Annotated in this window: 19 protein-coding genes, 2 tRNA genes and 1 pseudogene; 6 read left to right on the top strand and 16 right to left on the bottom strand. The window is 70.1% G+C overall.

Features of this window, described 5'->3' with window-relative positions; all coding sequences use genetic code 11:
- Positions 1-12: 12 nt before the first annotated feature.
- Complete coding sequence (gene pknB / locus A6A25_RS35480; protein WP_073897751.1) at positions 13-2,013, top strand: Stk1 family PASTA domain-containing Ser/Thr kinase; 2,001 nt, start codon at positions 13-15, stop codon at positions 2,011-2,013.
- 442 nt (positions 2,014-2,455) lie between these two features.
- Here pknB and A6A25_RS35485 read toward each other — a convergent pair whose 3' ends face one another.
- Positions 2,456-3,103: an aminodeoxychorismate/anthranilate synthase component II gene (locus tag A6A25_RS35485; protein ID WP_073897753.1), complete on the bottom strand. Its 648-nt coding sequence runs from the start codon at positions 3,101-3,103 to the stop codon at positions 2,456-2,458.
- Between the two features lie 65 nt (positions 3,104-3,168).
- Here A6A25_RS35485 and A6A25_RS35490 point away from each other — a divergent pair, with 65 nt between their 5' ends.
- A complete protein-coding gene (locus tag A6A25_RS35490; protein ID WP_073897756.1) occupies positions 3,169-4,524 on the top strand; it encodes an FAD-dependent oxidoreductase in 1,356 nt (451 codons plus the stop codon).
- 3 nt (positions 4,525-4,527) lie between these two features.
- Here A6A25_RS35490 and A6A25_RS45045 read toward each other — a convergent pair whose 3' ends face one another.
- Together A6A25_RS45045 and A6A25_RS47000 are read right to left on the bottom strand one after the other, a co-directional pair.
- On the bottom strand, positions 4,528-4,686 hold the full coding sequence (locus A6A25_RS45045) for a hypothetical protein (protein ID WP_015097467.1): 159 nt from the start codon (positions 4,684-4,686) through the stop codon (positions 4,528-4,530).
- Positions 4,686-6,614 carry a class E sortase gene (locus A6A25_RS47000; RefSeq protein WP_380733260.1) on the bottom strand — a complete coding sequence of 643 codons (1,929 nt, stop codon included), beginning with the start codon at positions 6,612-6,614 and terminating at the stop codon, positions 4,686-4,688. The genes A6A25_RS45045 and A6A25_RS47000 overlap by 1 nt, the downstream gene beginning before the upstream one ends.
- Positions 6,615-6,751: 137 nt before the next feature.
- Between A6A25_RS47000 and crgA the strand changes: the two genes are divergently transcribed.
- Positions 6,752-7,018, top strand: coding sequence for a cell division protein CrgA (gene crgA / locus A6A25_RS35505; protein WP_033436273.1), 267 nt, complete (start codon positions 6,752-6,754; stop codon positions 7,016-7,018).
- Positions 7,019-7,234: 216 nt separating this feature from the next.
- A complete protein-coding gene (locus A6A25_RS35510; RefSeq protein WP_073897760.1) occupies positions 7,235-7,648 on the top strand; it encodes a PH domain-containing protein in 414 nt (137 codons plus the stop codon).
- A 56-nt stretch (positions 7,649-7,704) separates the two neighbouring features.
- On the opposite strand, the gene A6A25_RS35515 is transcribed toward A6A25_RS35510, so the two are convergent.
- Positions 7,705-8,589 carry a rhomboid family intramembrane serine protease gene (locus A6A25_RS35515; protein WP_073897762.1) on the bottom strand — a complete coding sequence of 295 codons (885 nt, stop codon included), beginning with the start codon at positions 8,587-8,589 and terminating at the stop codon, positions 7,705-7,707.
- The gene (locus tag A6A25_RS35520; protein ID WP_073897764.1) at positions 8,590-9,138 is read right to left on the bottom strand and encodes a peptidylprolyl isomerase; all 549 of its coding nucleotides are present in this window, start codon (positions 9,136-9,138) and stop codon (positions 8,590-8,592) included.
- A 95-nt stretch (positions 9,139-9,233) separates the two neighbouring features.
- Between A6A25_RS35520 and A6A25_RS35525 the strand changes: the two genes are divergently transcribed.
- Positions 9,234-9,839: a hypothetical protein gene (locus A6A25_RS35525; RefSeq protein WP_143193610.1), complete on the top strand. Its 606-nt coding sequence runs from the start codon at positions 9,234-9,236 to the stop codon at positions 9,837-9,839.
- A 57-nt stretch (positions 9,840-9,896) separates the two neighbouring features.
- Here the strand turns inward: A6A25_RS35525 and A6A25_RS35530 are convergent, their stop codons facing one another.
- Positions 9,897-10,448: a DUF2020 domain-containing protein gene (locus tag A6A25_RS35530; protein WP_073897768.1), complete on the bottom strand. Its 552-nt coding sequence runs from the start codon at positions 10,446-10,448 to the stop codon at positions 9,897-9,899.
- A 126-nt stretch (positions 10,449-10,574) separates the two neighbouring features.
- Here A6A25_RS35530 and A6A25_RS35535 point away from each other — a divergent pair, with 126 nt between their 5' ends.
- The gene (locus tag A6A25_RS35535) at positions 10,575-10,991 is read left to right on the top strand and encodes a DoxX family protein (RefSeq protein WP_073897770.1); all 417 of its coding nucleotides are present in this window, start codon (positions 10,575-10,577) and stop codon (positions 10,989-10,991) included.
- A 397-nt stretch (positions 10,992-11,388) separates the two neighbouring features.
- Here A6A25_RS35535 and A6A25_RS35540 read toward each other — a convergent pair.
- From A6A25_RS35540 to dnaN, 10 genes and pseudogenes are all read right to left on the bottom strand, one after another.
- Positions 11,389-11,461, bottom strand: a tRNA-Ala gene (locus A6A25_RS35540).
- A 35-nt stretch (positions 11,462-11,496) separates the two neighbouring features.
- Positions 11,497-11,613: pseudogene (locus A6A25_RS46035) on the bottom strand (DLW-39 family protein); the annotation flags it as partial.
- A gap of 35 nt (positions 11,614-11,648) precedes the next feature.
- Positions 11,649-11,722, bottom strand: a tRNA-Ile gene (locus A6A25_RS35545).
- Positions 11,723-11,785: 63 nt separating this feature from the next.
- Positions 11,786-12,667, bottom strand: a complete 882-nt coding sequence (locus tag A6A25_RS35550; protein WP_083668924.1) for a DUF3566 domain-containing protein — start codon at positions 12,665-12,667, stop codon at positions 11,786-11,788.
- Positions 12,668-12,694: 27 nt separating this feature from the next.
- Entirely contained in the window at positions 12,695-16,540 is a 3,846-nt protein-coding gene (gene gyrA, locus A6A25_RS35555; protein ID WP_083668925.1) for an intein-containing DNA gyrase subunit A, read from the bottom strand.
- A 35-nt stretch (positions 16,541-16,575) separates the two neighbouring features.
- Positions 16,576-18,546, bottom strand: a complete 1,971-nt coding sequence (gyrB, locus tag A6A25_RS35560; protein WP_073897772.1) for a DNA topoisomerase (ATP-hydrolyzing) subunit B — start codon at positions 18,544-18,546, stop codon at positions 16,576-16,578.
- 236 nt (positions 18,547-18,782) lie between these two features.
- Positions 18,783-19,283: a DciA family protein gene (locus A6A25_RS35565; RefSeq protein WP_073897774.1), complete on the bottom strand. Its 501-nt coding sequence runs from the start codon at positions 19,281-19,283 to the stop codon at positions 18,783-18,785.
- A 118-nt stretch (positions 19,284-19,401) separates the two neighbouring features.
- A complete protein-coding gene (gene recF, locus A6A25_RS35570; RefSeq protein WP_073897776.1) occupies positions 19,402-20,544 on the bottom strand; it encodes a DNA replication/repair protein RecF in 1,143 nt (380 codons plus the stop codon).
- Positions 20,545-20,548: 4 nt separating this feature from the next.
- Positions 20,549-21,463: a phosphogluconate dehydrogenase (NAD(+)-dependent, decarboxylating) gene (gene gnd, locus A6A25_RS35575; RefSeq protein ID WP_073897778.1), complete on the bottom strand. Its 915-nt coding sequence runs from the start codon at positions 21,461-21,463 to the stop codon at positions 20,549-20,551.
- Positions 21,464-21,505: 42 nt separating this feature from the next.
- On the bottom strand, positions 21,506-22,642 hold the full coding sequence (gene dnaN, locus A6A25_RS35580) for a DNA polymerase III subunit beta (RefSeq protein WP_073897779.1): 1,137 nt from the start codon (positions 22,640-22,642) through the stop codon (positions 21,506-21,508).
- Positions 22,643-23,931: the final 1,289 nt, after the last annotated feature.

A 23,931-nucleotide genomic window follows, 5' to 3' on the forward strand; every position in this document is an offset into this window, starting at 1 on the left:
GACGAAGCACTGATGAGCACTCCGCGACTGCTCTCCAACCGCTACGAACTGGGTGAGACCCTCGGCTACGGCGGCATGTCGGAGGTGCACAAGGGCCGGGACGTCCGGCTCGGCCGGGACGTGGCCATCAAGGTCCTGCGCGCCGACCTCGCCCGTGACACCCAGTTCCAGGAGCGGTTCCGTCGCGAGGCCCAGAACTCGGCGGCGCTGAACCACCCCGCCATCGTCGCGGTCTACGACACCGGTGAGACCCAGACCGAGTACGGCCCGCTGCCCTACATCGTGATGGAGTTCGTCGACGGCCGCACGCTGCGCGACATCGTCAAGACGCAGGGGCCGCTGTCGGGCAAGCGGGCGATGGAGGTCATGGCCGACGTGTCGGCCGCGCTGGACTTCAGCCACCGGCACGGCATCGTGCACCGGGACGTGAAGCCCGCCAACGTCATGATCACCCGTTCCGGCGCGGTGAAGGTGATGGACTTCGGCATCGCCCGCGCGGTGCACGACGGCCAGGCGGCGGTGACCCAGACGGCCGCCGTGATAGGGACCGCCCAGTACCTGTCGCCGGAGCAGGCCCGCGGCGAGGCCGTGGACGGCCGCTCCGACGTGTACGCGTCGGGCTGCGTGCTGTTCGAGCTGCTGACCGGCGAGCCGCCGTTCACCGGTGACTCACCCGTCGCGGTGGCCTACCAGCACGTTCGGGAGGACCCGAAGCCGCCGTCGGCGCTGAACCCGAAGGTGTCGCCCGCGCTGGACGCGATCGTGCTCAAGGCGATGGCCAAGGGACCGGCCAACCGCTACCAGTCGGCCGCGGAGATGCGCGCGGACCTGGTGCGCGTGCTGTCCGGGCAGCGGCCTTCGGCGCCCGCGGTGATGACCGCGGAGGACCGCACCGCGGTGCTCAACCAGTCGTCGTCGCCGCGCACCGAGATCGCGCCGTCCACGGGCGGTCGGCACCGGCCGTCGGCGCTGCGCGAGGAGCCTGCCGAGTACGACCCGCTGGCCGAGGAAGAGGAGGAGCGGCGCGCCCGGCGCAAGAAGGCGATCATGGTCACCCTGGTCGTCCTGCTGTGCATCGCCGTGCTCGCGCTCGCCGCCTGGATCACCACGACGCTGCTCAGCGACGGCGAGAAGACCGCGGCCACGGAGAAGGTCAAGGTGCCGTCGCTGGTGGGCAAGGAGCAGTCGGCGGCGTACGCCGAACTGGAGGCCAAGCAGCTGACCGTCGTGGTTGAGCTGACGCCGTGCCAGCCGGGCGCCGAGCCCGCCTGCAACGCCGACCAGATCGGCAAGGTGGTCCTGACCGACCCGCCCGCCAATCGCGAGGTGGACAAGCGCAGCACGGTCAAGATGGTGGTCGGCAACGTCCCCGACTCCGCGCCCGTGCCGAGCGTGACCGGGCTCAGCCCGACCGACGCGCAGAAGAAGCTGGAAGCCGAGGGCTGGGTCTTCCAGCAGGCCACCGGAACCATTGAGACCGAGGACCCGAACCTGGTCGGCAAGGTCGTGCAGCAGTCGCCGAACCCCGGCGTCTCGGCGGCCAAGGGCAGCGCGATCACGGTGACGCTCGGCAAGGCGCCGGAGACCGCGCAGCTGCCGGACGTGACCGGCCAGACGCTGGACAACGCGCGCGCCACGCTCGAGGGCAACGGGTTCAAGGTGCAGACCAAGGACGTCGACAGCCCCGAGCCGCTGAACGAGGTCGTCGCCCAGAACCCGGGTCCGGGACGGGCGGAGAAGGGCACGCTGGTGACGTTGAGCGTGTCCAAGAACAACCAGTTCATCATGCCCGACCTGCGCGGGATGACCGAGAACCAGGCGCGGACCAAGCTCAACCAGGCCGGGTGGACCGGCAACGAGCTGACCGTCACCAAGCAGGTCGTGTCGGACATCGGCCAGGACAAGGAGATCCTCGGACAGGAGATCCAGCCGAACCAGCCGGTGGGCAAGAACGCGCGGATCAACGTGACCATCGCCGAGTTCAAGATCGGCGGACCTACCTCGACCAGGTAGCCCGGGACATTGAACGGCCCCCTCCGACGTGCGTCACGGAGGGGGCCTTCTCAATGTCCCGCCATTGTCGCCGCCGTGCGCAAAAATTAGTGCCGGTTTTGTCGGCTGCCTTCACCATGGTCGCGGCGCTGCCCACGTCCGCGTCACCCGCCGCCGCGGCGCCGGCACCGATCACCCCGCAGGCGCTGTGCGGCGCCGAGGCGAGCATCATCTGCGTCTACTCGGACCAGACCTGCCCGCTCGATCATCAACAACTCGTACGTCGTGCAGCGCGTGTCGGACCACTCGAATTGCATTGGGGCGAACATGATCATCCCCACGAACAGCTACCACACCCAACCATGGCAGTTCCGCGCCGTGGGTGGCGTGCAGGAATCCGATCCGATCAGCCGACGAGGTCTCCGTTCCGGGTTATTCCGGAGGCCTCGTCGGCGAATTCGCGTCACCCGGACCGGCGGGCCGCCCCGGCGAGTTCGCGCATGCCGTTCTCCAGCTGCGCGACGGTGCCCTCGGGCACCTCGAACCCGCACACCGCGAGCCAGTTCGCCAGCATCCGGTGGCCGCCCTCGGTCAGCACGGACTCCGGGTGGAACTGGACGCCCTCGACCGGCAGCTCGCGGTGGCGCATGGCCATCACCACGCCGGACTCGGTGCGCCCGGTCACCTCGAACTCGGCCGGGATGGTGTCGGGCAGCACGGTCAGGGAGTGGTAGCGGGTCGCAGTGAACGGGCTGGGCACGCCCTTGAGCACGCCGCTGCCGTTGTGGTGCACGATGCTGGTCTTGCCGTGCAGCAGCTCGGGCGCGAGGTCGACCGTGCCGCCCCACACCGCGCCGATGGCCTGGTGGCCCAGGCACACCCCGAACACGGGGACGCCCGAGTCCGCGCAGTGGCGGATGACGTCCATGCTCTTGCCCGCCTTGTCGGGCGTGCTGGGACCGGGGCTGACGAGGACGCCACCGACCTCGGCGATCTCGTCCAGCTCGACGGCGTCGTTGCGCCGCACCACGCACTCGACCCCGAGCTGGGCCAGGTACTGGACGAGGTTGTAGACGAAGCTGTCGTAGTTGTCGACCACGAGCACGCGCATGGGGCCAGCCTAGCCGTGACGAACCTCTCGCCAGAAGTGAGCTTAGGCTCACCTAACCTTGTCTTATGACCCGATCCCTGCGCGTCGCCGTCGTCGGCGCCGGCCCCGCCGGCATCTACGCCGCCGACATCCTGACCAAGTCCGCGGCCGAGTCGGGCACCGAGGTGGGCATCGACCTCTTCGAGCGGATGCCCGCCCCGTACGGCTTGATCAGGTACGGCGTCGCGCCGGACCACCCGCGCATCAAGGGCATCGTCAACGCCCTGCAGCGCGTGCTGGACCGTCCCGGGATCAGGTTCTTCGGCAACGTCGAGTACGGCGTCGACCTCAAGCTCGACGACCTGCGGCACTTCTACGACGCGGTCATCTTCTCCACCGGCGCCGAGAAGGACCGGCCGCTGCCCATCCCCGGCATCGACCTCGACGGCTCCTACGGCGCGGCCGAGTTCGTCTCCTGGTACGACGGCCACCCCGACGTGCCGCGCACGTGGCCGCTGCGCGCCCGCGAGGTCGCCGTGCTCGGTGTGGGCAACGTCGCACTCGACGTGGCCCGCGTGCTGGCCAAGACCGCCGACGAGCTGCTGAGCACCGACATCCCGGACAACGTCTACGAGGGCCTGGCGTCGAGCCCGGTCACCGACGTGCACGTGTTCGGCCGCCGCGGGCCGGCGCAGGCCAAGTTCACCCCGCTGGAACTGCGCGAACTCGACCACTCGCCCAACGTCGAGGTGATCGTGCACCCCGAGGGCATCGACTTCGACGCCGCGAGCATGGCGGCGATCCGGTCGAACAAGCAGGTCGAGATGGTGGTCAAGACCCTGCAGGAGTGGGCGATCCGCGACGTCGGCTCTCGACCGCGCAGGCTGCACCTGCACTTCCTCGAAGCGCCGGTCGAGGTGCTGGGGTCGACGGAGGTCACCGGGCTGCGCACCGAGCGGATGGAGCTGGACGGCGACGGCGGCGTGCGCGCCACGGGTGAGTTCACCGACTGGCCCGTGCAGGCGGTGTACCGGGCGGTCGGCTACCTGTCCACGCACCTGGTCGACCTGCCGTTCGACCACACCTCCGGCACCGTGCCGCACCAGGCGGGCCGCGTGCTCGACCTGGACGAGCAGGCGATGCCCGGCGTGTACGTCACCGGCTGGATCAAGCGCGGCCCGGTCGGGCTCATCGGCCACACCAAGGGCGACGCGCTGGAGACGGTGACCAGCCTGCTCGCGGACGCGCCGGTGCTGCCCTCCGCGCCGAGCCGCGAGCCCGACGCCGTGGTCCGGTTCCTGGAGCAGCGGGCCGTGCCGTTCACCACTGTGGCCGGGTGGCGCAAGCTGGACGCGCACGAGATCGCCCTCGGTGCCGCCCGCGACCGTGACCGGGTGAAGGTCGTGGACCGGGCGGAGATGACCGACATCAGCCGGTCGTAGCCCTTACTGCGCCGTCGTCACGTTGTTGAACGGCAGCTTCGGCTCCGCCCACGGGAACACGACGAACATCAGCAGCGCCACCACCCCGGCCACGAGCACCAGCGCCTCCAGGACGCGCACGGGCAGCGGGCCGGGGAGGTGCCGCCAGATCCACCCGTACATCACTGCTCCTTCATCTCTTCGGGCACGAAGCCGGGGGCCTTCGGGTAGCTCATCGTCAACACCGAGTGCACGATCAGCCGCTGCTTGTCGGAGAACCGCGGGTGGCAGGTGGTCAGCGTCATCAGCGCCGCCTGCTGCGCCGCGGGCACCTCGCCCTCGAAGTACGGCACGGGGTTGATCACCTCGCCCTGGGTGGGCAGCACGATCGACTGGCCGACCGCCTTGTCGTACGGCGCGCCCAGCGGCGAGACCTTCTCGCACTTGGCCTCGCCCTGCCGCTGCGCCCAGTTCGCCGCCTCGCCGGACTTCGGGAGCACCCGGTAGACGAACCAGTGGGTCTGCGTCTCGACCACGATCGCGTCGCACGAGTCGAGCAGGTCCAGGTCGTTGAAGGGCGCGCCCTTGCCGACCCGGTGGCCCGCCACCGCGAAGTTGCCCGGGTCACCCGGCAGCGCGGTGCCCTTGTAGTGGCCGGGGCCGATCTCCAGGTCCTTGTCGGTGGTGCCCTCGACGATGGAGAACTTGTAGTCCGGGCCGAACACCGGGATGTACATCTTGGCGAACGCCTGACCGTCCAGCAGCTCGTACTGGACCTGGCGCTGCTGGTCGACCTCGACCGTGTTCGCGTTCCACTGCTCGTCCAGCGCCTGCGTGGCGTCGTCCTGCTTGCCCGCCGAGATGAGGTCGGTGACGTACACCTCGTAGACCACGAACAGCAGGATCACCAAGCCGGCCGTGATCAGCAGCTCGCCGATCGTGCGGACGGTCTTGCGGGCCGTGCTGTCCGGCGGCGGGCCGGGCTGGTCGTCCTCGTCGTCGTAGTAGTCGTCCTCGTAGTACTCGTCGTCGTAGTCCTCGTACTCGTCGTCGTAGTCGTCCACGGGTGCGATGAGCTCGGTGGGCGGGTCGACGGGGCGAGGGCGGCGCGGCGGCGCGGGCGGACGGGCACCGGGCGGCGGCGGGAGGCTGCCGGAGAACGCGTTGGTGTAGCGGGTGGCGTCCGCTTCGGGCGGGGCGGGCCGGGGACGCGGCGCGGCGGTCGGTGGCGCGGCTCCGCCGAGGCGGGCGGCCACCTCTGAGGACGCCGGCAGGCCGGGTTCGTCCCGCACCGCGCGACGGCCGGTGGGCGGTGGCTCGACCCGGACCGGTTCGACGTATGTGGTCTCCTCGGCGTGCGGCGGCACGGGCGGTGGCACGTCGTCCCGACGCGCACGACGCCCGGCAGGCGGTCCCGCCTCGTCCCGACGGGCACGGCGTCCAGCCGGTGGTTCCGCTGGAGGCAGCTCGCCGTAGACGGGCTCGACCGGAACGTCATCGCGACGCGCACGACGCCCGGATGGCTCGACCTGGGGCAGCTCGCCGTACACCGGCTCGACCGGCGGCACGTCATCGCGACGCGCCCGTCGCCCGGCGGGCGGCTCCTCCTGAGGCAACTCGCCGTAGACAGGCTCGACCGGAACGTCGTCACGGCGCGCGCGACGCCCGGAAGGCGGGGCCGGCTCGACCTCGTCCCGCCGGGCACGACGGCCGGTGGGCGGCTCGACCGGCGGCGCCAGGTCGTCCCGGCGGGCACGGCGGCCGGTCGCGGGCGGCTCGGGGTGGGCCGGGCGGGACTCCCCCGGACGGCTGAAACCTCCGGGAGGTGTCGCGGGCCGCTCGGGGTCGCCGGGACGGCCGACGGGCTGGTCGAAGCCACCCGGCGGCGTCGGCGGGCGGTCGAAGCCACCGGGGGGCGTGGGCGGCCGGTACGGCGCGACAGGGCGGTCGAAACCGCCCGGCGGGGTCGGTGGCCTGGTGAAACCGCCTGGTGGCGTGGGTGGGCGGTGACCGAGGTGCGGTGGTTCGCCGTTGACGTGGGGAGGCTGGGGCCTGGGTCGTGGCGGTCGGCCCGGCGGGCCGCCTTGCGGCGGGGGCGGGTCGTAGCTCACCGGAAAACCTCCCAAGCCGAACGTTCCAGGACTACACGGTGCTTCAGGGACCTGCTCGGTTACGTTAACGTGTTCATCCAGCAGTGGACGTGAACTCGCGCCACTGGAGGCCTATCCACCCGTCAGGCGAGGACAGCATGCCCAAGTCCAAGGTCCGCAAGAAGGCCGCTTACACGGCGCCTGCCGATCGCCGCACCCCGGTGAAGGTCAAGGCAGCGGGGCCGTCGCACCCCGTCTACGTCGCCGTGATGCTCGGCATGATGCTGTTGGGGCTGGCGTGGCTGGTGGTCAACTACATCGCGGGCGAGAAGGTCCCGGTGATGATGGACCTCGGGTCCTGGAACTTCGGCATCGGATTCGCCCTGATGATCGTCGGCTTGCTGATGACCATGAAATGGCGCTGACCACGCGCTACGCCAAGTGGCTGACGGCCCGGACGTGCTCCACGTCCGGGCCGTTCCGCGTTACCCGGTAGTTCACCTGGTTCACCGGACGGTCACCGAAGCACACAGGTGTAAGTCATCCCCAATGGGGACAACTCCTGTGGACAACTTTGCGCCAAATTGCACAAGCGCCGGTCGGAGGCCCCAGTTGTCCACAAGTACGGCAGACTCGAAGGCGTGAACCCACCGCGCACCTGGTCGCCCCAGCCCGGCCTGGTCGGCCTCGCCTGGGGCTTGGCCGCCGTGTTCCTGCTGGTCACGTTCCTCAGTTCGGACCCGGTCAGCCGGGTCTTCCTCGGCCTCGCCACGCTGATCCAGCTCGCGCTGGGCGCCTACGGCACCTTCGTCCGCCCGAGGCTGCTGGTGGACGACTCAGGGCTCACCGTGCGCACCTTGAGCGGCGCCCGCCTGCTGCCGTGGCACGAGGTGAAGGTGCGCCTGGCCCGCACCCGCAGGCTCGGCCGGGAAACCGCCACGCTGGAACTCGACTGGCGGCGCGGCGAGGAAGAGCAGCTGTTCGTCTTCACCCCGCTCGACCTGGGCACGGACCCGCGCGACGTGGCGGACGTGCTGCACGCCCTGCGCCCCTGAACACAGATCGGCGCAGCGGTCCCGGGTATCCGTGGCTCCCCAGGACGGCCGCACCGTCAGACCAGCTGCCCGGTCCGCACGAACGCCAGCACCACCAGCACCGCGACCGCGCCGACCACGGCCACGGCCTGCCAGTTGTTCCGCTTCGCGGCCGGCGCGTAGACCAGCCCGGCCGTCAGCAGCGCGCCGATCACCAGCCCACCGATGTGCCCGAGCAGCGAGATGCCCGGCAGGGTGAAGCTGAGCACGACGTTCAACCCGATCACGCCCAGCGCCGGACCCGGGTTGAGCTTGAGCCGCAGCACGGCCACCAGCATCGCGCCCATCAGCCCGTACACCGCGCCGGACGCGCCGGCGACGATCGTGTCGAAGCCGCCGAACAGGTACACCGCGACACCGCCGCCGAGCAGCGACACCCCGTACACCGCGGAGAACCGCAGCTTGCCGAACACCGGTTCGAGGTCACGGCCCAGCACGTACAGGGCGATCATGTTCAACGCCAGGTGCAGGGGCCCGAAGTGCAGGAACCCCGACGTCACCAGCCGCCACCACTCGCCGTCCCAGGCGACCGCAGGCGGGTACATGACGAGGTCGAGGAACAGCGCCGACCGCTGGTTCTCCGCCACGCTGCCCGCGAGGGCCGCGGTGATCGCGAACAGCAGCACGTTCACCACGATCAGCACCGGCGTGACCACCATGCGCTGCGAGAACTCGGCGCCGACGAACGTGCGCGGCCGGCGCACCGTGGCCCGGCCCTGGTTCACGCAGTCGACGCACTGGTAGCCGACGGCCGCCTCGCGCAGGCACTCCGGGCACGACGGCCGGTCGCAGCGGACGCACCGCAGCCCGGTGGCCCGATCGGGGTGGCGCACGCAGACCGGCAGGTCTGGCCGCGCCCCGACCGGCTCACCGGGCGGCGGGGAGATCGGCGAGTCGGCCACTCAGCCGCGCTCCACCGAGACCTTCTGGATCACCACGTCGGTGACCGGGCGGTCACCGGAGGCGGTCGGCGTGGCGCCGATCGCGTCCACCACGTTGCGCGACTCCTGGTCCGCGACCTCGCCGAAGATGGTGTGCTTGAAGTTCAGCCACGTGGTCGGGGCGACCGTGATGAAGAACTGCGAGCCGTTGCTGTTGGGCCCGGCGTTCGCCATCGCCAGCAGGTAGGGCTTGTTGAACTGCAGCTCCGGGTGGAACTCGTCGGCGAACTTGTAGCCCGGGCCACCGCGGCCGGTACCCGTGGGGTCACCGCCCTGGAGCATGAAACCGGAGATCACCCGGTGGAAGATCGCGCCGTCGTAGAACGGACCGGACGACTCGCCCTTCGCGTTCGGCTCGGTGTAGTTCTTCGTGCCTTCGGCCAGGCCGACGAAGTTGGCCACCGTCTTGGGGGCGTGGTCGGGGAAGAGGTTGATGCGGATGTCGCCCTGCGAGGTGTGCAGGGTCGCCGTCACCTTGGTCCCGACGAACGATTCGTTGCTGTCTGCCACGCACCCATCGTGCCATCACCGGGCGAGGTGGTTGGGGAAGGGGCACGATGGGTATTGCCTGGAACGTGACTGACCGACAGCTTCTGGAGCGCGATATGGATGAGGTAGACGCCATGACCCGGGCCGGGGAGTCGGTCGGCAAGGCGGTGCGGACTGTTCGCCGCGGCGCTGTCCGCGCTGGTCACGTGGGCGCGGACGCGGCTGTTCAGCTCGCGCAGCGCGCCGAGGGCAAGCTCGCCGAGCGCGGTGTGACCAAGGACTACGTCCGCGGTGTCGTCGCCGACAAGGCGGGTGCGCTGGTGGAGAAGGCCGAGGCCTACGAGAAGTCCACCCGGCGCGGTCGCAAGCAGCTCGCGAAGAAGGCCAAGGTCGTCCGCAAGGACATGGTCAAGGCCGCCGAGCGGGCGCGCAAGGAGGCCAAGGTGCGCGCGAAGGACGTGCGCAAGGCCGCTGATCAGGCGCGCAAGGAGATGGCCGCGGCCAGGCACCCGAAACGCCGTCGCTGGCCGTGGGTGCTGGGCGTGTTCGCCGCCGCCGCGGTGGCCGGCTACCTCGCGCTGACCAAGCGGCCGCAGGAGGTGCGCCTGGAGGAAGAGGACGTCGAGATCACGTCCGACACCACCACCGGCGCCACCCCCGAGTCCGTGCGCCCGCACGCGGCCCGCAACGGCCAGGTCTCCGACCAGCACAGCCGCAGCTGACCGGCAGGAGCGCTTCGCGCCCGCCCCGCCACGGGACGGGCGCGAAGTCGTGCGCGCTCACAGCCCCAGGTTGCCGACCACGGTCTCGGCGACCCGGCGGGCCTTGATCGTCTGCTTCTGGTTGCTGGTCACGACCACCGCGTTGCCGTCCTTGGCCACGGCGTAGACCGCGCCCGCGTCCGTGGTGAGCGAGCCGCCGTTCCACCCGGCGGGCGCCGACGCGGGACTGGAGTCGGCGACCGGCGCGGCCCGGTCCACCACCGCCTTCGCGGTCGCCGGCTCGCCCTGGAACACCCACACGGACAGCTGCACGTCCGTGCCGTTGGCGTAGAAGAAACAGGCCGGGTTGGGCTGGTCTGCGGAAAGCCGCACCTTCCTCACCAACTGGCCGTTCGCCTCCTGCACGATCGAAGAGGCGAGGTAGGGGCACTGGCCGTCGGCCGAGGGCTCCGGCGGGGGTGGCGGCCCGGCGGGCGTGGTCGTCGTCTTCGCCACTGCGCTGGTGGTGGTCGCGGCGTCGGGCGCCGAGGTGGGTTCGGCGGTGGCACAGGACGCCAGCGCACCGATGACCAGCAGGGAGGGCAGGGCGGTGAGCAGCACACGGTTCATAGGGCCGCCAGTCAATCAGATGACGGACAGCCAAACGACATGGTGACCACCTAGGCACACAACGTAATCCACATTACGGTGTCCTTACCCTGCCGGCCGCCCCTGCAATGTGAGGACAGAGTCAAGATGAACATCTTTGACCGCGGTCGAGACCACGCCATCGCTGTGTTCCGGGTCGTCGTCGGCGTGTTGTTCATGTGCCACGGCGCGCAGAAGCTGTTCGGCGTGCTGGGCTCCAAGGGTGCCGTGTCGATCACCGACTGGCCGTCCGGCCCGGCCGGTCTGATCGAGTTCGTCGGTGGCGCGATGATCGTCATCGGCCTCGGCACCCGGATCGCCGCGCTGATCTCATCCGGTGCGATGGCCTACGCGTACTTCGTCGTCCACCAGCACGCCGGGCTCCTGCCCATCCAGAACAAGGGCGAGCTGGCCGCGGTGTACGCGTGGGTGTTCCTGCTGTTGGCGTTCACCGGCCCGGGCGCTTGGGCCGTGGACAAGGTGCTCGCCGCACGCAAGCAGGAACAGGTGCTCGTCAACGCATAGCAGTGGGCAAGACGAGGGCCCGCACCCAGCGGCATTGGGTGCGGGCCCTCACTCATCGCCTAACCGCGAAAGCAACCACGGGACAACCCACTCATGGGATGAGCCAGCAGCCACCCCCAGTAAACACCAAACCCGAAACTTTCGCGCCCCTCCCGCCCCATCCGGACTAACCGGACATCACGCGCGGCCGGCGGCTTCGATGAGGGTCCGGGGGCAACGCCACCGAATCGGGGCCCGAGGGCGAAGCCACCGAATCGGGAGGCTTGGGGGGTGAAGCCACCGCGTGGGGGTCCGGGGGCGAAGCCCGCCGGGCGGGGCGTGGGGGTTGCACCCCCACATAAACACAAGGAGCGAGGTGGCCGACGCTATCCGTCGGCACACCTCGCCCTGAAGCGGATGGAGACGAGGGGAATCGAACCCCTAACCCCCGCCTTGCAAAGGCGGTGCTCTGCCAATTGAGCTACGTCCCCGTACGGGGCGGCAGACGAACCGCCCTCGCGGGTCAGTCGGTGGGAGCAGTGGCCTCGCGCCACAGGTCCGCGTCGACCTTGGCCGAGCGGCTGCGCTTGACGAAGAACAGAACCGCACCGGCGACTGCGACAAGTGCGATGATCTTCTTCACGGCGATTCCCCTCTGCAACACCTGTGAACTTCCGGTGGGCCTAGGAGGACTCGAACCTCCGACCTCTTCGTTATCAGCGAAGCGCTCTAACCGTCTGAGCTATAGGCCCTTGGGGCAACGACGGCAAGACTACAGCACCGTCCGTCGTGGCCCCAAATCGGGTGGTCGTAGATCACTCCCGCTCGGACAAGGTCACTTCCAGACCCCCGGCAAGATCAGCGGAGACGTTGTAGACGAACGATCCGACGGTCGCCAGGGCGGTGAACAGCACGATGTTCACCGCGCCCACGATCGCCGCCACGCCGAACACGCGACCGGCGCTGATCAGCGGGTCGCCGTTGGGCTCGTTGCCCTGGAGCAGGTCGCTCGCGGTGTTGTTGATCTTGTCCCAGACGCCCATGCCGTTCAGCACGCCGTACAGCACGCCGACCGCCACGAGCCACACGAAGAACAGCGCCACGCTCAGCACCAGGGCCAGCTTGAGCACCGACCAGGGGTCGACCCGCTTCACCTGCAGGCTCGCCCGCCGCGGACCACGCCCCGGACGGCGGGCCGACGGCGCCGCGGCGGCCGGACGACCGTTCGGGCCACCCAGGTTCACCTGCGTGCGCGCCGAACCCGGCGCGGCCGAGCCCGTCACCACGGGCCTGGCCACCGCCACCGTGTCCGGGTCGCTGGCCGGGTACGCGGGCTGCGACGACTCGGCCGGGTGCTCCTGCGCGGCCACCAGGTCGGCGGGACCGACCTGCTGCGCCTCGGCGTACTGCGTGTCGCTCGTCACCCGCTGCCACGGCGGGGGCGCCGCGGCCTGGTCGTTCTCCAAGGCCGACCGGTCGACCTTCTCGGTCTTGGCGTCGGTCGGCGCGGCACCGCTCGACGCCGCGGTGGCCGACGTCGCACCGGCCGCCGGCGTCTCGGGCTGCTCGGACGCCCCCGAGGCGTCGACCGCCGGCTTCTCGGCGCCGGTGGGCGCGGCACCGGCCGCCGGTGTCGACCCGGCACCGGGCCGGGTGATCACCGCGGTCTTGTCCTCTGGCTTCTCGGGTGGAGTCACGAGCAGTCCCTCAACCTCTCGTTCGCGCTAGTTGGCAGGCTCGGCCTGGTCACCGTCGGCGGTGCCGACGATCGGGCTGTCGTCGGCGGACGGACCCACGTCGGCGGAGTCGACGATCGGACCGCCGTCACCAGTGGTGACGTCTGCCGGCTCATCGGCGTTGCGCGCCACCGCGATCAGCGTGGTCCCTTCGCCGAGGTTCATCAACCGGACACCCTTCGTCTGCCGCCCTGCCTTGCGCACCTCCTTGGCGCTGGTCCTGATGACCCCGCCCGAAGAGGTGATCGCGTACAGCTCGTCGTCGACGTCGACGATGAGCGCGCCGACCAGCCTCCCACGCCTGCGGTCGTGCTGGATGGTGAGCACACCCTTGCCACCGCGACCCTGGACGGGGTAGTCCTCGATCGGCGTGCGCTTGGCGTACCCACCGTCGGTGGCCACCAAAACAAACAGACCCTCTTGGACGACGCCCATCGACAACAGCTCGTCACCGGTGTTGAACCGCATGCCCAGCACACCGGACGTGGCCCGGCCCATCGGCCGCAGCGCCTCGTCGCTCGCGTGGAACCGGATGGACTGGCCGTCGGCCGACACCAGCAGCAGGTCGTCGGTCGCCGAGCACAGCACCGCGCCGACCAGCTCGTCGTCGTCACGCAGGTTGATGCCGATCAGGCCGCCCGCCCGGTTCGAGTCGAAGTCCGACAGCTTCGACTTCTTGACCAGGCCCTTCTTGGTGGCCAGCACCAGGTACGGCGCGACGTCGTAGTTCTTGATCTGGATGACCTGGGCGATCTCCTCCTCCGGCTGGAACGCCAGGAGGTTCGCCACGTGCTGGCCGCGCGCGTTGCGGTTGGCCTCGGGCAGCTCGTAGGCCTTCGCCCGGTACACCCGGCCCTTGTTCGTGAAGAACAGGATCCAGTCGTGCGTGGAGCAGACGAAGAAGTGCTGCACGATGTCGTCCTGCTTGAGCTGGGCGCCCTGCACGCCCTTGCCGCCGCGCTTCTGCGAGCGGTACAGGTCGGTCTTCGTGCGCTTCGCGTAACCCGTCCGGGTGATCGTGACGACGACGTCCTCGACCGCGATCAGGTCTTCCATCGACACGTCGCCGTCGAACGGCACGATCCGGGTGCGCCGGTCGTCACCGTGCTTGTCCACGATCGCCAGCAGCTCCTCGCGCACGATCGCGCGCTGCCGCTCCGGCTTGTCGAGGATGTCCTTGTAGTCGGCGATCTCCAGCTCGATCTCGGCCAACTGGTCGACGATCTTCTGCCGCTCCAGGGCCGCCAGGCGGCGCAGCTGCATCTCCAGGATCGCGTTGGCCTGGATCTCGTCGACGTCGAGCAGCTCCATCAGGCCGGTGCGCGCCACCTCGGGCGTGTCCGACCGGCGGATCAGCGCGATCACCGCGTCGAGCTGGTCGAGCGCCTTGACCAGGCCGCGCAGCACGTGGGCGCGTTCCTCGGCCTTGCGCAGCCGGAAGCGCGTGCGCCGGACGATGACCTCGATCTGGTGCTTCACGTAGTGCCGGATCATCTGGTCCAGGCGCAACGTGCGCGGCACGCCGTCGACCAGAGACAGCATGTTCACGCCGAACGAGTACTGCAGCTGGGTGTGCTTGTAGAGGTTGTTCAGCACGACCTTGGCCACCGCGTCGCGCTTGAGCGTGATCACGATGCGCATGCCCGAGCGGCGGTTGGACTCGTCGGCGATGTTCGCGATGCCGGTGAGCTTCTGGTCGCGGACCAGCGCGGCGATGTTCTCCACCAGGTTGTCCGGGTTCACCTGGTAGGGAAGCTCGGTGACGACCAGGATCACCCGCCCCTTGGCGTCCTCGTCGATCTCCACGACCGCGCGCATCTTCACCGAGCCGCGACCGGTGCGGTACGCGTCCTCGATGCCCGAGGTGCCCAGGATCTGCCCGTACGTCGGGAAGTCGGGGCCCTTGATGCGCTGGATCATCGCTTCGAGGGTCTCTTCGTCGGGCGCGTCCGGGTTGTCCAGCGCCCACACCACGCCGTCCGCGACCTCGCGCAGGTTGTGCGGCGGGATGTTCGTCGCCATGCCGACCGCGATGCCCGAGCTGCCGTTGATGAGCAGGTTCGGCACCCGCGACGGCAGCACCGTCGGCTCCTGGATGCGGCCGTCGTAGTTGTCGCGGAAGTCGACCGTGTCTTCCTCGATGTCGGCCAGCATCTGCATGGCCAACGGCGTGAGCCGGCACTCCGTGTTGTGGCTGACGAAGCCGTCGGTGATGAACGCGTGGTCCTCGGTGTCGACCCGCAGGCTGAACACCGGCCGCACGCCCGCGTCGGTGACCGACTCGACCGACGCGTAGTAGAACCGCCCGTCGACCAGCGGCTCGACCACGTCCAGCACCTCGCGGTTGGTGATCCGCGCGGCGATCTCGTCGTAGTCGCGCTCCCACCGCTCGACGCGGTCGACGTTGTGCCTGCGCAGCCAGTCGCGCTCGGTCCAGCGGGTCGCGCCGTGCGCCCGGATGTAGTCGCCGACGAAGGGCACGTGGTCGCTGCTCATCGCCCGGCTCTCGAGCGGGACGGCGTCCAGGATCGCGTTCAGCTTGTCCTGCTTCGTGCCCAGGAAGCCGACGTTGCGGGCGAACAGGCGGGCGTCACGCCGGTTGGTGCTGACGACCTTGATCTCGCCGTCCTCGTAGTTCACCAGGGTGCTGACCACGCCGAACTCCAGCAGCAACTGCTGCACCTCGCGGGCCAGTTGCTCGCTGCGCGTGGAGTACGAGACCTGCACGGAGTTGCGCGGCAACGCCGAGGCCGAGCCGTCACCGGTGAACAGCGACGACAGGAACGCCCGCTTGACCACCTCGCCCGAGGCCCAGACGAAGTCGGGCACGCGCTTGGCGGCACTGCGCTGCCCCACCATCGTGCCGAGCATGGTCTCGCGGAGCTGCGTCAGGTCCTGCACGTCCAGCTCGTGCAGCACGGACCCGGACTTGATGGTGCGGGAGGAGACGTAGCGGGGACCGCCGACCGCGTCGTCGTACGCCTCGACCACGCGCTGGAAGTACTCGGCGTCGATGTTGTTGAACCCGGCTCGGTTCTCCGAGACGAAGCCCTCGCTGACGAACGCGCCCGCGAGGATCGCCGCCGAGTACTGCCCGATCTCGGGCAGGTCACCGTTCTCCTGCGGCGTGCGCTGCAGGACCACGCGGTCGCCCGGCTGGATCTCCTCCAGCAGCTTCCACAGCAGGGTCGGCACGCCGAGCACGTTCACCAGGCACAGCACCGGGTGGTTGTGGGTGCCGGTCAGCTCGTAGCCGTTCCTGGTGCGCAGCTTCAGCGTGGGGTGCTCGCCGGAGTGGAACAGCATGTCGGCACGCACCGGGTTGCCGTTGCGGTCGAGCACCTTGAGGTCGATCGGGTTGTCGCTGTTCGGCTTGGCGTCCGGCACGATGTCGCCGATGCGCGGCGTCGAGCCGTCTGCCAGGCGAATCCGGGTTTCCGGAACGGAGCAGTACCGCATCGCGGCTGCCGGATCGTTGCCCTGGGAGCCGAAGTTGCCCTGGCCGTCGATCAGCGGGTAGCGCATGGCCCACGGCTGGGCGAGGCGGACCAGTGCGTCGTAGATGGCCGAGTCGCCGTGCGGGTGGTAGTTGCCCATCACGTCGCCGACCACGCGGGCGCACTTGTTGTAGCTGCGCTCGGGGCGGAAGCCCGAGTCGAACATCGAGTACAGCACGCGGACGTGGACGGGCTTCAGGCCGTCGCGCACGTCGGGCAGCGCTCGTCCCACGATCACGCTCATGGCGTAGTCGATGTACGAGTTCTGCATCTCCTGCTGGATGTCGCGCGGCTCGGTGCGGTCTCCACCGGCCGGGGGCAGCGTCGTCTCGCTCAAGGTTCTACTTCCTTAGAACAGGGCCGGGGACGGGATCAGACGTCGAGGAACCGCACGCCCTTGGCGTTGCGGGTGATGAACGCGCGGCGGGCTTCCACGTCCTCGCCCATCAGCACGCTGAACAGCTCGTCGGCCGTCGCGGCGTCGTCCATGGTCACCTGGGTCAGGACCCGGTTGGCCGGGTCCATCGTCGTCTCCCACAGCTCGGCGGAGTTCATCTCGCCGAGGCCCTTGTAGCGCTGGATGTTGTCGTCCTTGCCGATCTTCTTGCCCGCGGCCAGGCCGGCCTGGATGATGCCGTCCCGCTCGCGGTCGGAGTAGGCGTACTCCGGTTCGGCGCGCTGCCACTTGATCTTGTACAGCGGCGGGTTCGCGAGGTACACGTGGCCGTGCTCGATCAGCGGCCGCATGAAGCGGAACAGCAGGGTGAGCAGCAGGGTGCGGATGTGCTGGCCGTCCACGTCGGCGTCGGCCATCAGCACGATCTTGTGGTAGCGCAGCTTCGCGATGTCGAAGTCCTCGTGGATGCCCGTGCCGAACGCCGTGATGAGGGCCTGGACCTCGTTGTTCTTCAGCACGCGGTCGATGCGCGCCTTCTCCACGTTGATGATCTTGCCGCGGATCGGCAGGATCGCCTGGAACATGGAGTCGCGGCCTTCCTTGGCCGAGCCGCCCGCGGAGTCGCCCTCCACGACGTAGATCTCGCACTCCTCCGGGTTGGTGGAGCGGCAGTCCTTGAGCTTGCCGGGCAGGCCGCCGATGTCGAGGGCACCCTTGCGGCGGACCAGCTCGCGGGCCTTGCGGGCGGCGATGCGGGCCTGCGCCGACGACACCGCCTTGGTGACGATCGTCTTCGCCTCGTTCGGGTGACGCTCGAACCAGTCGGCCAGGTGCTCGTTGGTGGACTTCTGCACGAACGACTTGGCCTCGCTGTTGCCCAGCTTGGTCTTCGTCTGGCCCTCGAACTGGGGCTCCTTGAGCTTGACCGAGACGATCGCGGCCAGGCCCTCGCGGATGTCGTCGCCGGTGAGGTTGGAGTCCTTCTCCTTGAGCAGCTTCTTGTCGCGCGCGTACTCGTTGACCACGCGGGTCAGCGCGGCGCGGAAGCCTTCCTCGTGCGTGCCGCCCTCGTGCGTGTTGATGGTGTTGGCGAACGTGTACACCGACGGCGTGTAGCCGGTGTTCCACTGCATCGCCACCTCGACCTCGAGGTCCTCGCCCTTGGCCTCGAACGAGACGACCTTCTGGTGCACGGCCTCGCGGGTGTGGTTGATGTGGCGGACGAAGTCCTCCAGGCCGCCGGGGTAGTGGAACGTGCGCTCGCGCACGGCCGCGACGTGGCCCGAGGCGTCGGCCTCCGCGTCCGCGTCCTGCACGCGCTCGTCGCGCAGGATGATCGTGAGGCCCTTGTTGAGGAACGCCATCTCCTGCAGGCGGCGGGAAATGGTCTCGATGTTGTACTCGGTGGTCTCGAAGATCTGCGGGTCGGCCCAGAAGGTGATCGCCGTGCCGGTCTCGTCGGTCGGCTCGCCCTTGGTGAGGTCGTGCGCGGGCTTGGTGTTCTCGAACCGCTGGTTCCACGTGAAACCCTGGCGCTTGACCTCGACGTCCACCGCGGTGGACAGCGCGTTCACCACGGAGATGCCGACGCCGTGCAGACCGCCGGACACCGCGTAGGAGTCGCTGTCGAACTTGCCGCCCGCGTGCAGCTTGGTGAGCACCACTTCGAGCGTGGGCCGCTTCTCCACCGGGTGCATGTCGACCGGGATGCCGCGGCCGTCGTCGATGACCCGCACGCCGCCGTTGGCCAGCAGCGTCACGTCCACCACTGTCGCGTGGCCCGCCATGGCCTCGTCGACCGAGTTGTCCACGACCTCCTGGATCAGGTGGTGCAGACCCCGCTCGCCAGTGGAACCGATGTACATGCCTGGCCGCTTGCGGACCGCTTCCAGGCCCTCCAGGACGGTGATCGAGGACGCGCTGTACTCATTCTTCTTGGCTGCCACGGGCCTGGTGTCTCCTCGGACTTCACGCGACTGGGACCGTCGCCGGGCGACGCTGGGTTGCGCTACCCCTCGATTCTACCGGGGGAGACCGACAGAAACGCACTTAGGACACCCCTGGTTTGCTCACAGGCGGCCCCAAGTGAACGCAGATGGGTGCCGGCCGCTGTTCACGGGGTCAAAATCGACTGGTGAGCGCTCACCGCGCCACAGGATCGCCGCTGCGGCCCTGACGCACGTCACCCGTAGGTGTCACGTGGTCCGCGACCGGGAACGTGCCTGGGGCCGTAGCGCCAGCTCGGCGCCGCCGGACCCTGCACCTTCAACTTCTGCACGACGCCCTGACCGACGCCCGCCGCGATCCGCTTGAGCAGGTCGCGCTGCAGCAGCCGCAGCTGCGTCGCCCACGCCGTCGAGTCGGCCTGGACGGTCAGTTCGCCGTCACTCAACGCTACCGGCTGCGCGTGCTCGGCCACGTCCTCGCCGACCAGTTTCGGCCACCGGGCGAACACCTGGCCACCGGCCAACCGCTCCGCCCAACCGCGGTCGGCGGCGAGCCGGGACGCGAGCCTGCCCAGCGGCTGCGGGTCGCGGTCGTCCGGCCCCGGACCCGACCAGCGGCGACGCCGACGGCGACCGGCGGCGGCCGCCCCGCCTTTGCGCGCACCGCGCACACCGCGTTCCTTGGCCGACGCACGGGCGGCCTCCAGGGCGGCGCGGGCGAGGTCCGCACCCCGCAAACCACCCTCCGGAGTGACGCCGGCTGTGGATATGTCCGGTTCGAGCGGTGAGTTATCCACACCATCCACAGGGTTGTCCCCAGATGTGTGTCCGCTCACACCCGTTTGGGGCAGTTCCTCAGACACGGTGCACCTCCCCGTGGCGAACGTCGAACCGCAACCCGTCCAGCTCCTCGGGCACGTCCTCCGCGACCGCCGCCGTGATCAGCACCTGCTCCGCGCCGGCGGCCACCTTCGCCAACTGGCGACGCCTGCCGCGGTCCAGTTCGGCGAACACATCGTCCAGCACGAGCACCGGTTCGGCGCCTTCGACACGCAGCAACTCGTACCCGCCGAGCCGCAGGGCCAACGCGAAGGACCACGACTCTCCGTGACTGGCGTACCCCTTCGCGGGCAGGTCGCCGAGCGCCAGGTCGAGGTCGTCGCGGTGCGGCCCGACCAGGCAGACTCCCCGCTCGACCTCCTGCGGGCGCACGCGGTGCAGCTCGGCGAGCAACGCGTCCTCCAGCACGTCCCGGTCGTGAGAGCCACCGCCGGCGGAGCCGGCAATCGGACCGGGGAACGCCTCGCCCAGGCTCGACCGGTACGCGATCCGCGCGGGCCGCGACTCCGGTGCCACCTCCGCGTACGCCGCGGCCACGTGCGGCGCGATGTCGGCGACCAGGTCCAGCCGCGCGGCCAGCAGCTCGGCGCCGTGCCGGGCCAGGTGCCCGTCCCACACGTCCAGCGTGCTGATGTCGGCGTTGCGCGTCGCACGCACGCTCTTCAGCAACGCGCCACGCTGCTTGAGCACGCGCTCGTAGTCGCTGCGCACTCCCGCGTACCGGGGAGCGCGCGTCGTCAGCAACTCGTCGAGGAACCGGCGGCGCTCACCGGGATCGCCGCGCACCAGCGCCAGGTCCTCCGGCGCGAACAGCACGGTGCGCAGGATGCCCAGCACGTCACGCGGGCGCGGCACCGGGCCGCGGTTGATCCGCGCCCGGTTCGCCTTGCCCGCCGTGATCTCCAGTTCGACCAGCAGCTCGCGCCCCTCGTTGACCACCGCCGCCCGGACCACCGCGCGCTGCGCGCCGTGCCGGATCAGCGGCGCGTCCGTGGCCACCCGGTGCGAACCGAGGGTGGCCACGTACCCCAGCGCCTCGACCAGGTTCGTCTTGCCCTGGCCGTTGCGCCCGACCAGCACGCTCACGCCCGGCTCGAACGCCAGGTCCGCGTGCTCCCACGACCTGAAGTCGGTGACTTGCAGGTGCCGGACGTACAACGGGTCAGCTCTGGGTCGTGCCGGAACCGGACGAAGGGCCCGCGGCCTGCACGGCGTGCCCGCCGAACTGGTTGCGCAGCGCGGCGACCGCGCGCATCGCGGGCGAGTCGTCCTGCCGGGACGCGAACCGGGCGAACAGCGCGGCGGAGATCACCGGCGCGGGCACCGCGTGCTTGATCGCCTCCTCGACGGTCCACCGGCCCTCGCCGGAGTCCTCGACGTGGCCGCGCAGGTCGTCCAGCTCCGGGTCCGACTCCAGCGCGCGGACCAGCAGGTCCAGCAGCCAGGAGCGGACCACCGTGCCGCGCTGCCAGGCCTTGATCGTGCCGGGCACGTCCTGCACCAGCTTCGACGCCTCGAGCAGCTCGAAGCCCTCGGCATAGGCCTGCATCAGGCCGTACTCGATGCCGTTGTGCACCATCTTGGCGAAGTGGCCCGCGCCGATGGAGCCCGCGTGCGCGAAGCCCTCCTCGCGCGGACCCTCCGGGCGCAGCGCGTCGAAGATCGGCATGGCGCGCTCGACGTGCTCGGCGTCGCCGCCGACCATGAGCCCGTAGCCGTTCTCCAGGCCCCACACGCCACCGGACACACCGGCGTCCATGTACCCGATGCCCTTGTCGCCCAACGCCTTGGCGTTGACCTCGTCGTCGGTGAAGCGCGAGTTGCCGCCGTCGATGACCAGGTCGCCGGGCTCCAGCAGCTCGCCGAGGTCGGCGATCGTCTGCCGGGTGATGTCACCGGCGGGCACCATCACCCACACCAGGCGGGGTGCGGCGAGCTTGCCGACCATGTCGGCGAGCGAGTCGGAGTCGGAGACTTCGGGGTTGCGGTCGTAGCCGACCACCTCGTGCCCCGCGCGGCGGATCCGCTCGCGCATGTTGAAGCCCATCTTGCCGAGGCCGACGAGTCCGAGCTGCACGGTCGTTCCCTCTTCCCTAGCGTCTGTGGATGGCGTGGTGGATCAGCCGGGCAGGCGCACGGGCATCAGCAGGTAGAGGTAGCCCGGCGCCACGTTCCCATCCTCGTCCACCGGCTTGAGCAATGCGGGCCGACTGGGTGTGGTGAAGGACAAGTGCGCCCGCGGCGTGCGGACGGCCTGCAGGCCCTCCAGCAGGTACGTCGGGTTGAACGCGATGGTCACCGGGTCGCCGGTGTACTCGACCGGCAGCTCCTCCTCGGCGCTGCCCTCGTCGTCGCCGCCCGCGGACAGGCGCAGGCCGCTGTCCACGAACTCCAGCCGGACCTGCGTGCCGCGTTCGGCGACCAGCGACACGCGCTTGATCGCCTGCACCAGCGCGTCGACCTCGATGATCGCGGCGGCCGAGTGCTCGGTGGGCAGCAGCTGGCGGTACTTGGGGAAGTCGGCGTCGAGCAGGCGGGTGGTCGTGCGGCGGCCCGTGCCGGACAGGCCGAGCAGGCCGTCGTTCGCGGCGAGGGACAGCTCGACCTTCGCGCCGGACGCGCCGAGCGTCTTCGCCGAGTCGTTGAGGGTCTTGGCCGGCACGAGCACGGCGACCTCGCCGAGGGACTCGTTGGGCTCCCACGGGAACTCGCGCATGGCGAGCCGGAAGCGGTCGGTGGCCACCAGGGTCACCTTGCCCTCGCCGATCTCCAGCCGGACGCCGGTCAGCATCGGGAGCGTGTCGTCCTTGCCCGCCGCGACGGCGACCTGGGTCACGGCCTCGGCGAAGAGCTCGCCCGGGAGCTCGCCGGCGAGCTGCGGCATGGACGGCAGCTGCGGGTAGTCCTCGACCGGCATGGTCGGCAGGCTGAACCGCGCGCTGCCGCAGGAGATCGTCATCCGGGAGCCGTCGACCGCGATCTCGACCGGGTGGTTCGGCAGCGCCTTGGTGATGTCGGCCAGCAGCCGTCCGCTGACGAGCGCCTTGCCGCCGTCGGCGATCGTGGCCGGGACGCCGCACTGGGCGGACACCTCGTAGTCGAACCCGGAGACGGTCAGCGCCTCGCCGGAGCCGTCCTCCGCCCCGGCGTCGAGCAGGATTCCGCCGAGCACCGCGACGGGCGGCCTGGACGGCAGGCTGCGGGCGACCCAGGCGACGGCGTCGGCCAGGCCGTCGCGCTCGACGCGGATCTTCATGAGGCGTCCTTCCTCAAGTCGGCATGACCAACAACAGCATGCGTTGCGGTGGGGGTTGGGGAGCCGCGGCCCTCGCCGGATCTTCCGACCCTCGGCGCGGAGGCTCCCCACCGTAGAGCGTCGGGGCCGACTTCGTCACCTCGGGGCCGACACCCGGGGCGAGGCGCGACCGAGCGCTCGTCCCCGGGCCCGACCACCGCCTGTTTTTCTTTTGTTCTTCTCTTCAAGGGAAGACAACAGCAACAGCAGTAAGGGCTGTGGATTGTGTGGACAACTGCGGTTCTCGCAGCGTGTCGCCCGCTTGGCGGTGTGGACAAACACGGGGTGTCACCCGGGGACAACTCGCCGCCCCCGGGGAGAACTACCGGGCTCGTCCGTTCGGTCCACAGGCAGGGCGAGTTGTCCCCGGGTTAATCCCCGGGTGTGGGCCGAGTTGTACCCGGGTGCTGCACAGGGTGACGGTTCGAGGTCGCTGTCCCACGTGGGCGACTTCTCCGGGGCTGTGGACAACTCGTAGCCCGCCGTTCACCAGCAGCGGAACGTGCGGCGAAGCCCTTGAACCGCACCGGGAAGGCCCTCCGAACGGCCCCCGGTGGGGCGTGGGTCACTCTTGCCGGTGTCCCACTGGTCCAGGCCCGGACGCCCGGGGATTCACTCCTGCGAGGCGTCTCCCGGTGGTCGGTGGCGGGCGCGCACCCGGGTGCCGACGGCGAATCCGGACGACACCCGGGTGCGGTGCGGGCCGCACCCGGGTGCGATGGCGGCACCCGGGTGCGCGGGACGGCGAGTCCGAACCGGCCGATGACTGGCCGACCGGGCGACCGGCCGGATCCGACCGCCCCGATCCGCGCCGACCGGACCTGCCCGACCGAGCCGGCCGCGCCAGATCGAGCCGCGCCGGCCCGGCCCGGGCCATTCCGGTCGGGTCGGTCAGGCAGGCAGGCAGGCCCGGCGCCGACCCGGACGGAGCGGGCCGGTTGACCGCCGGACTCGATCGACCGACTCGAAGCCCAGCCGGATCACAGGGCCGGGTTGGGTGGGGCGGGCCTGGTCTGGTTCGGCCGGGCTGGCTCGGATCTGGGTCTGGGTCTTGAGTGAGGGTTGGCCGGCCGGGCAGCGTTGGCTCGGGGCTCGGGGCTCGGGGCTCGGGGCTCGGGGCTCGGGGCTCGGGGCTCGGGCGGCGGGCGGCGGGCTTGGCGGCGGGCGGACCAGGTTGGGCCTCGGCCGGGCTGAGCGCGGCTGGGGTTGAGTGCGTGCCCGCCAGGGCCGCGATCTGTGCCGGTGACAGG

The sequence above is a fragment of the Saccharothrix sp. CB00851 genome, assembly GCF_001905065.1.
Taxonomy (GTDB): domain Bacteria; phylum Actinomycetota; class Actinomycetes; order Mycobacteriales; family Pseudonocardiaceae; genus Actinosynnema.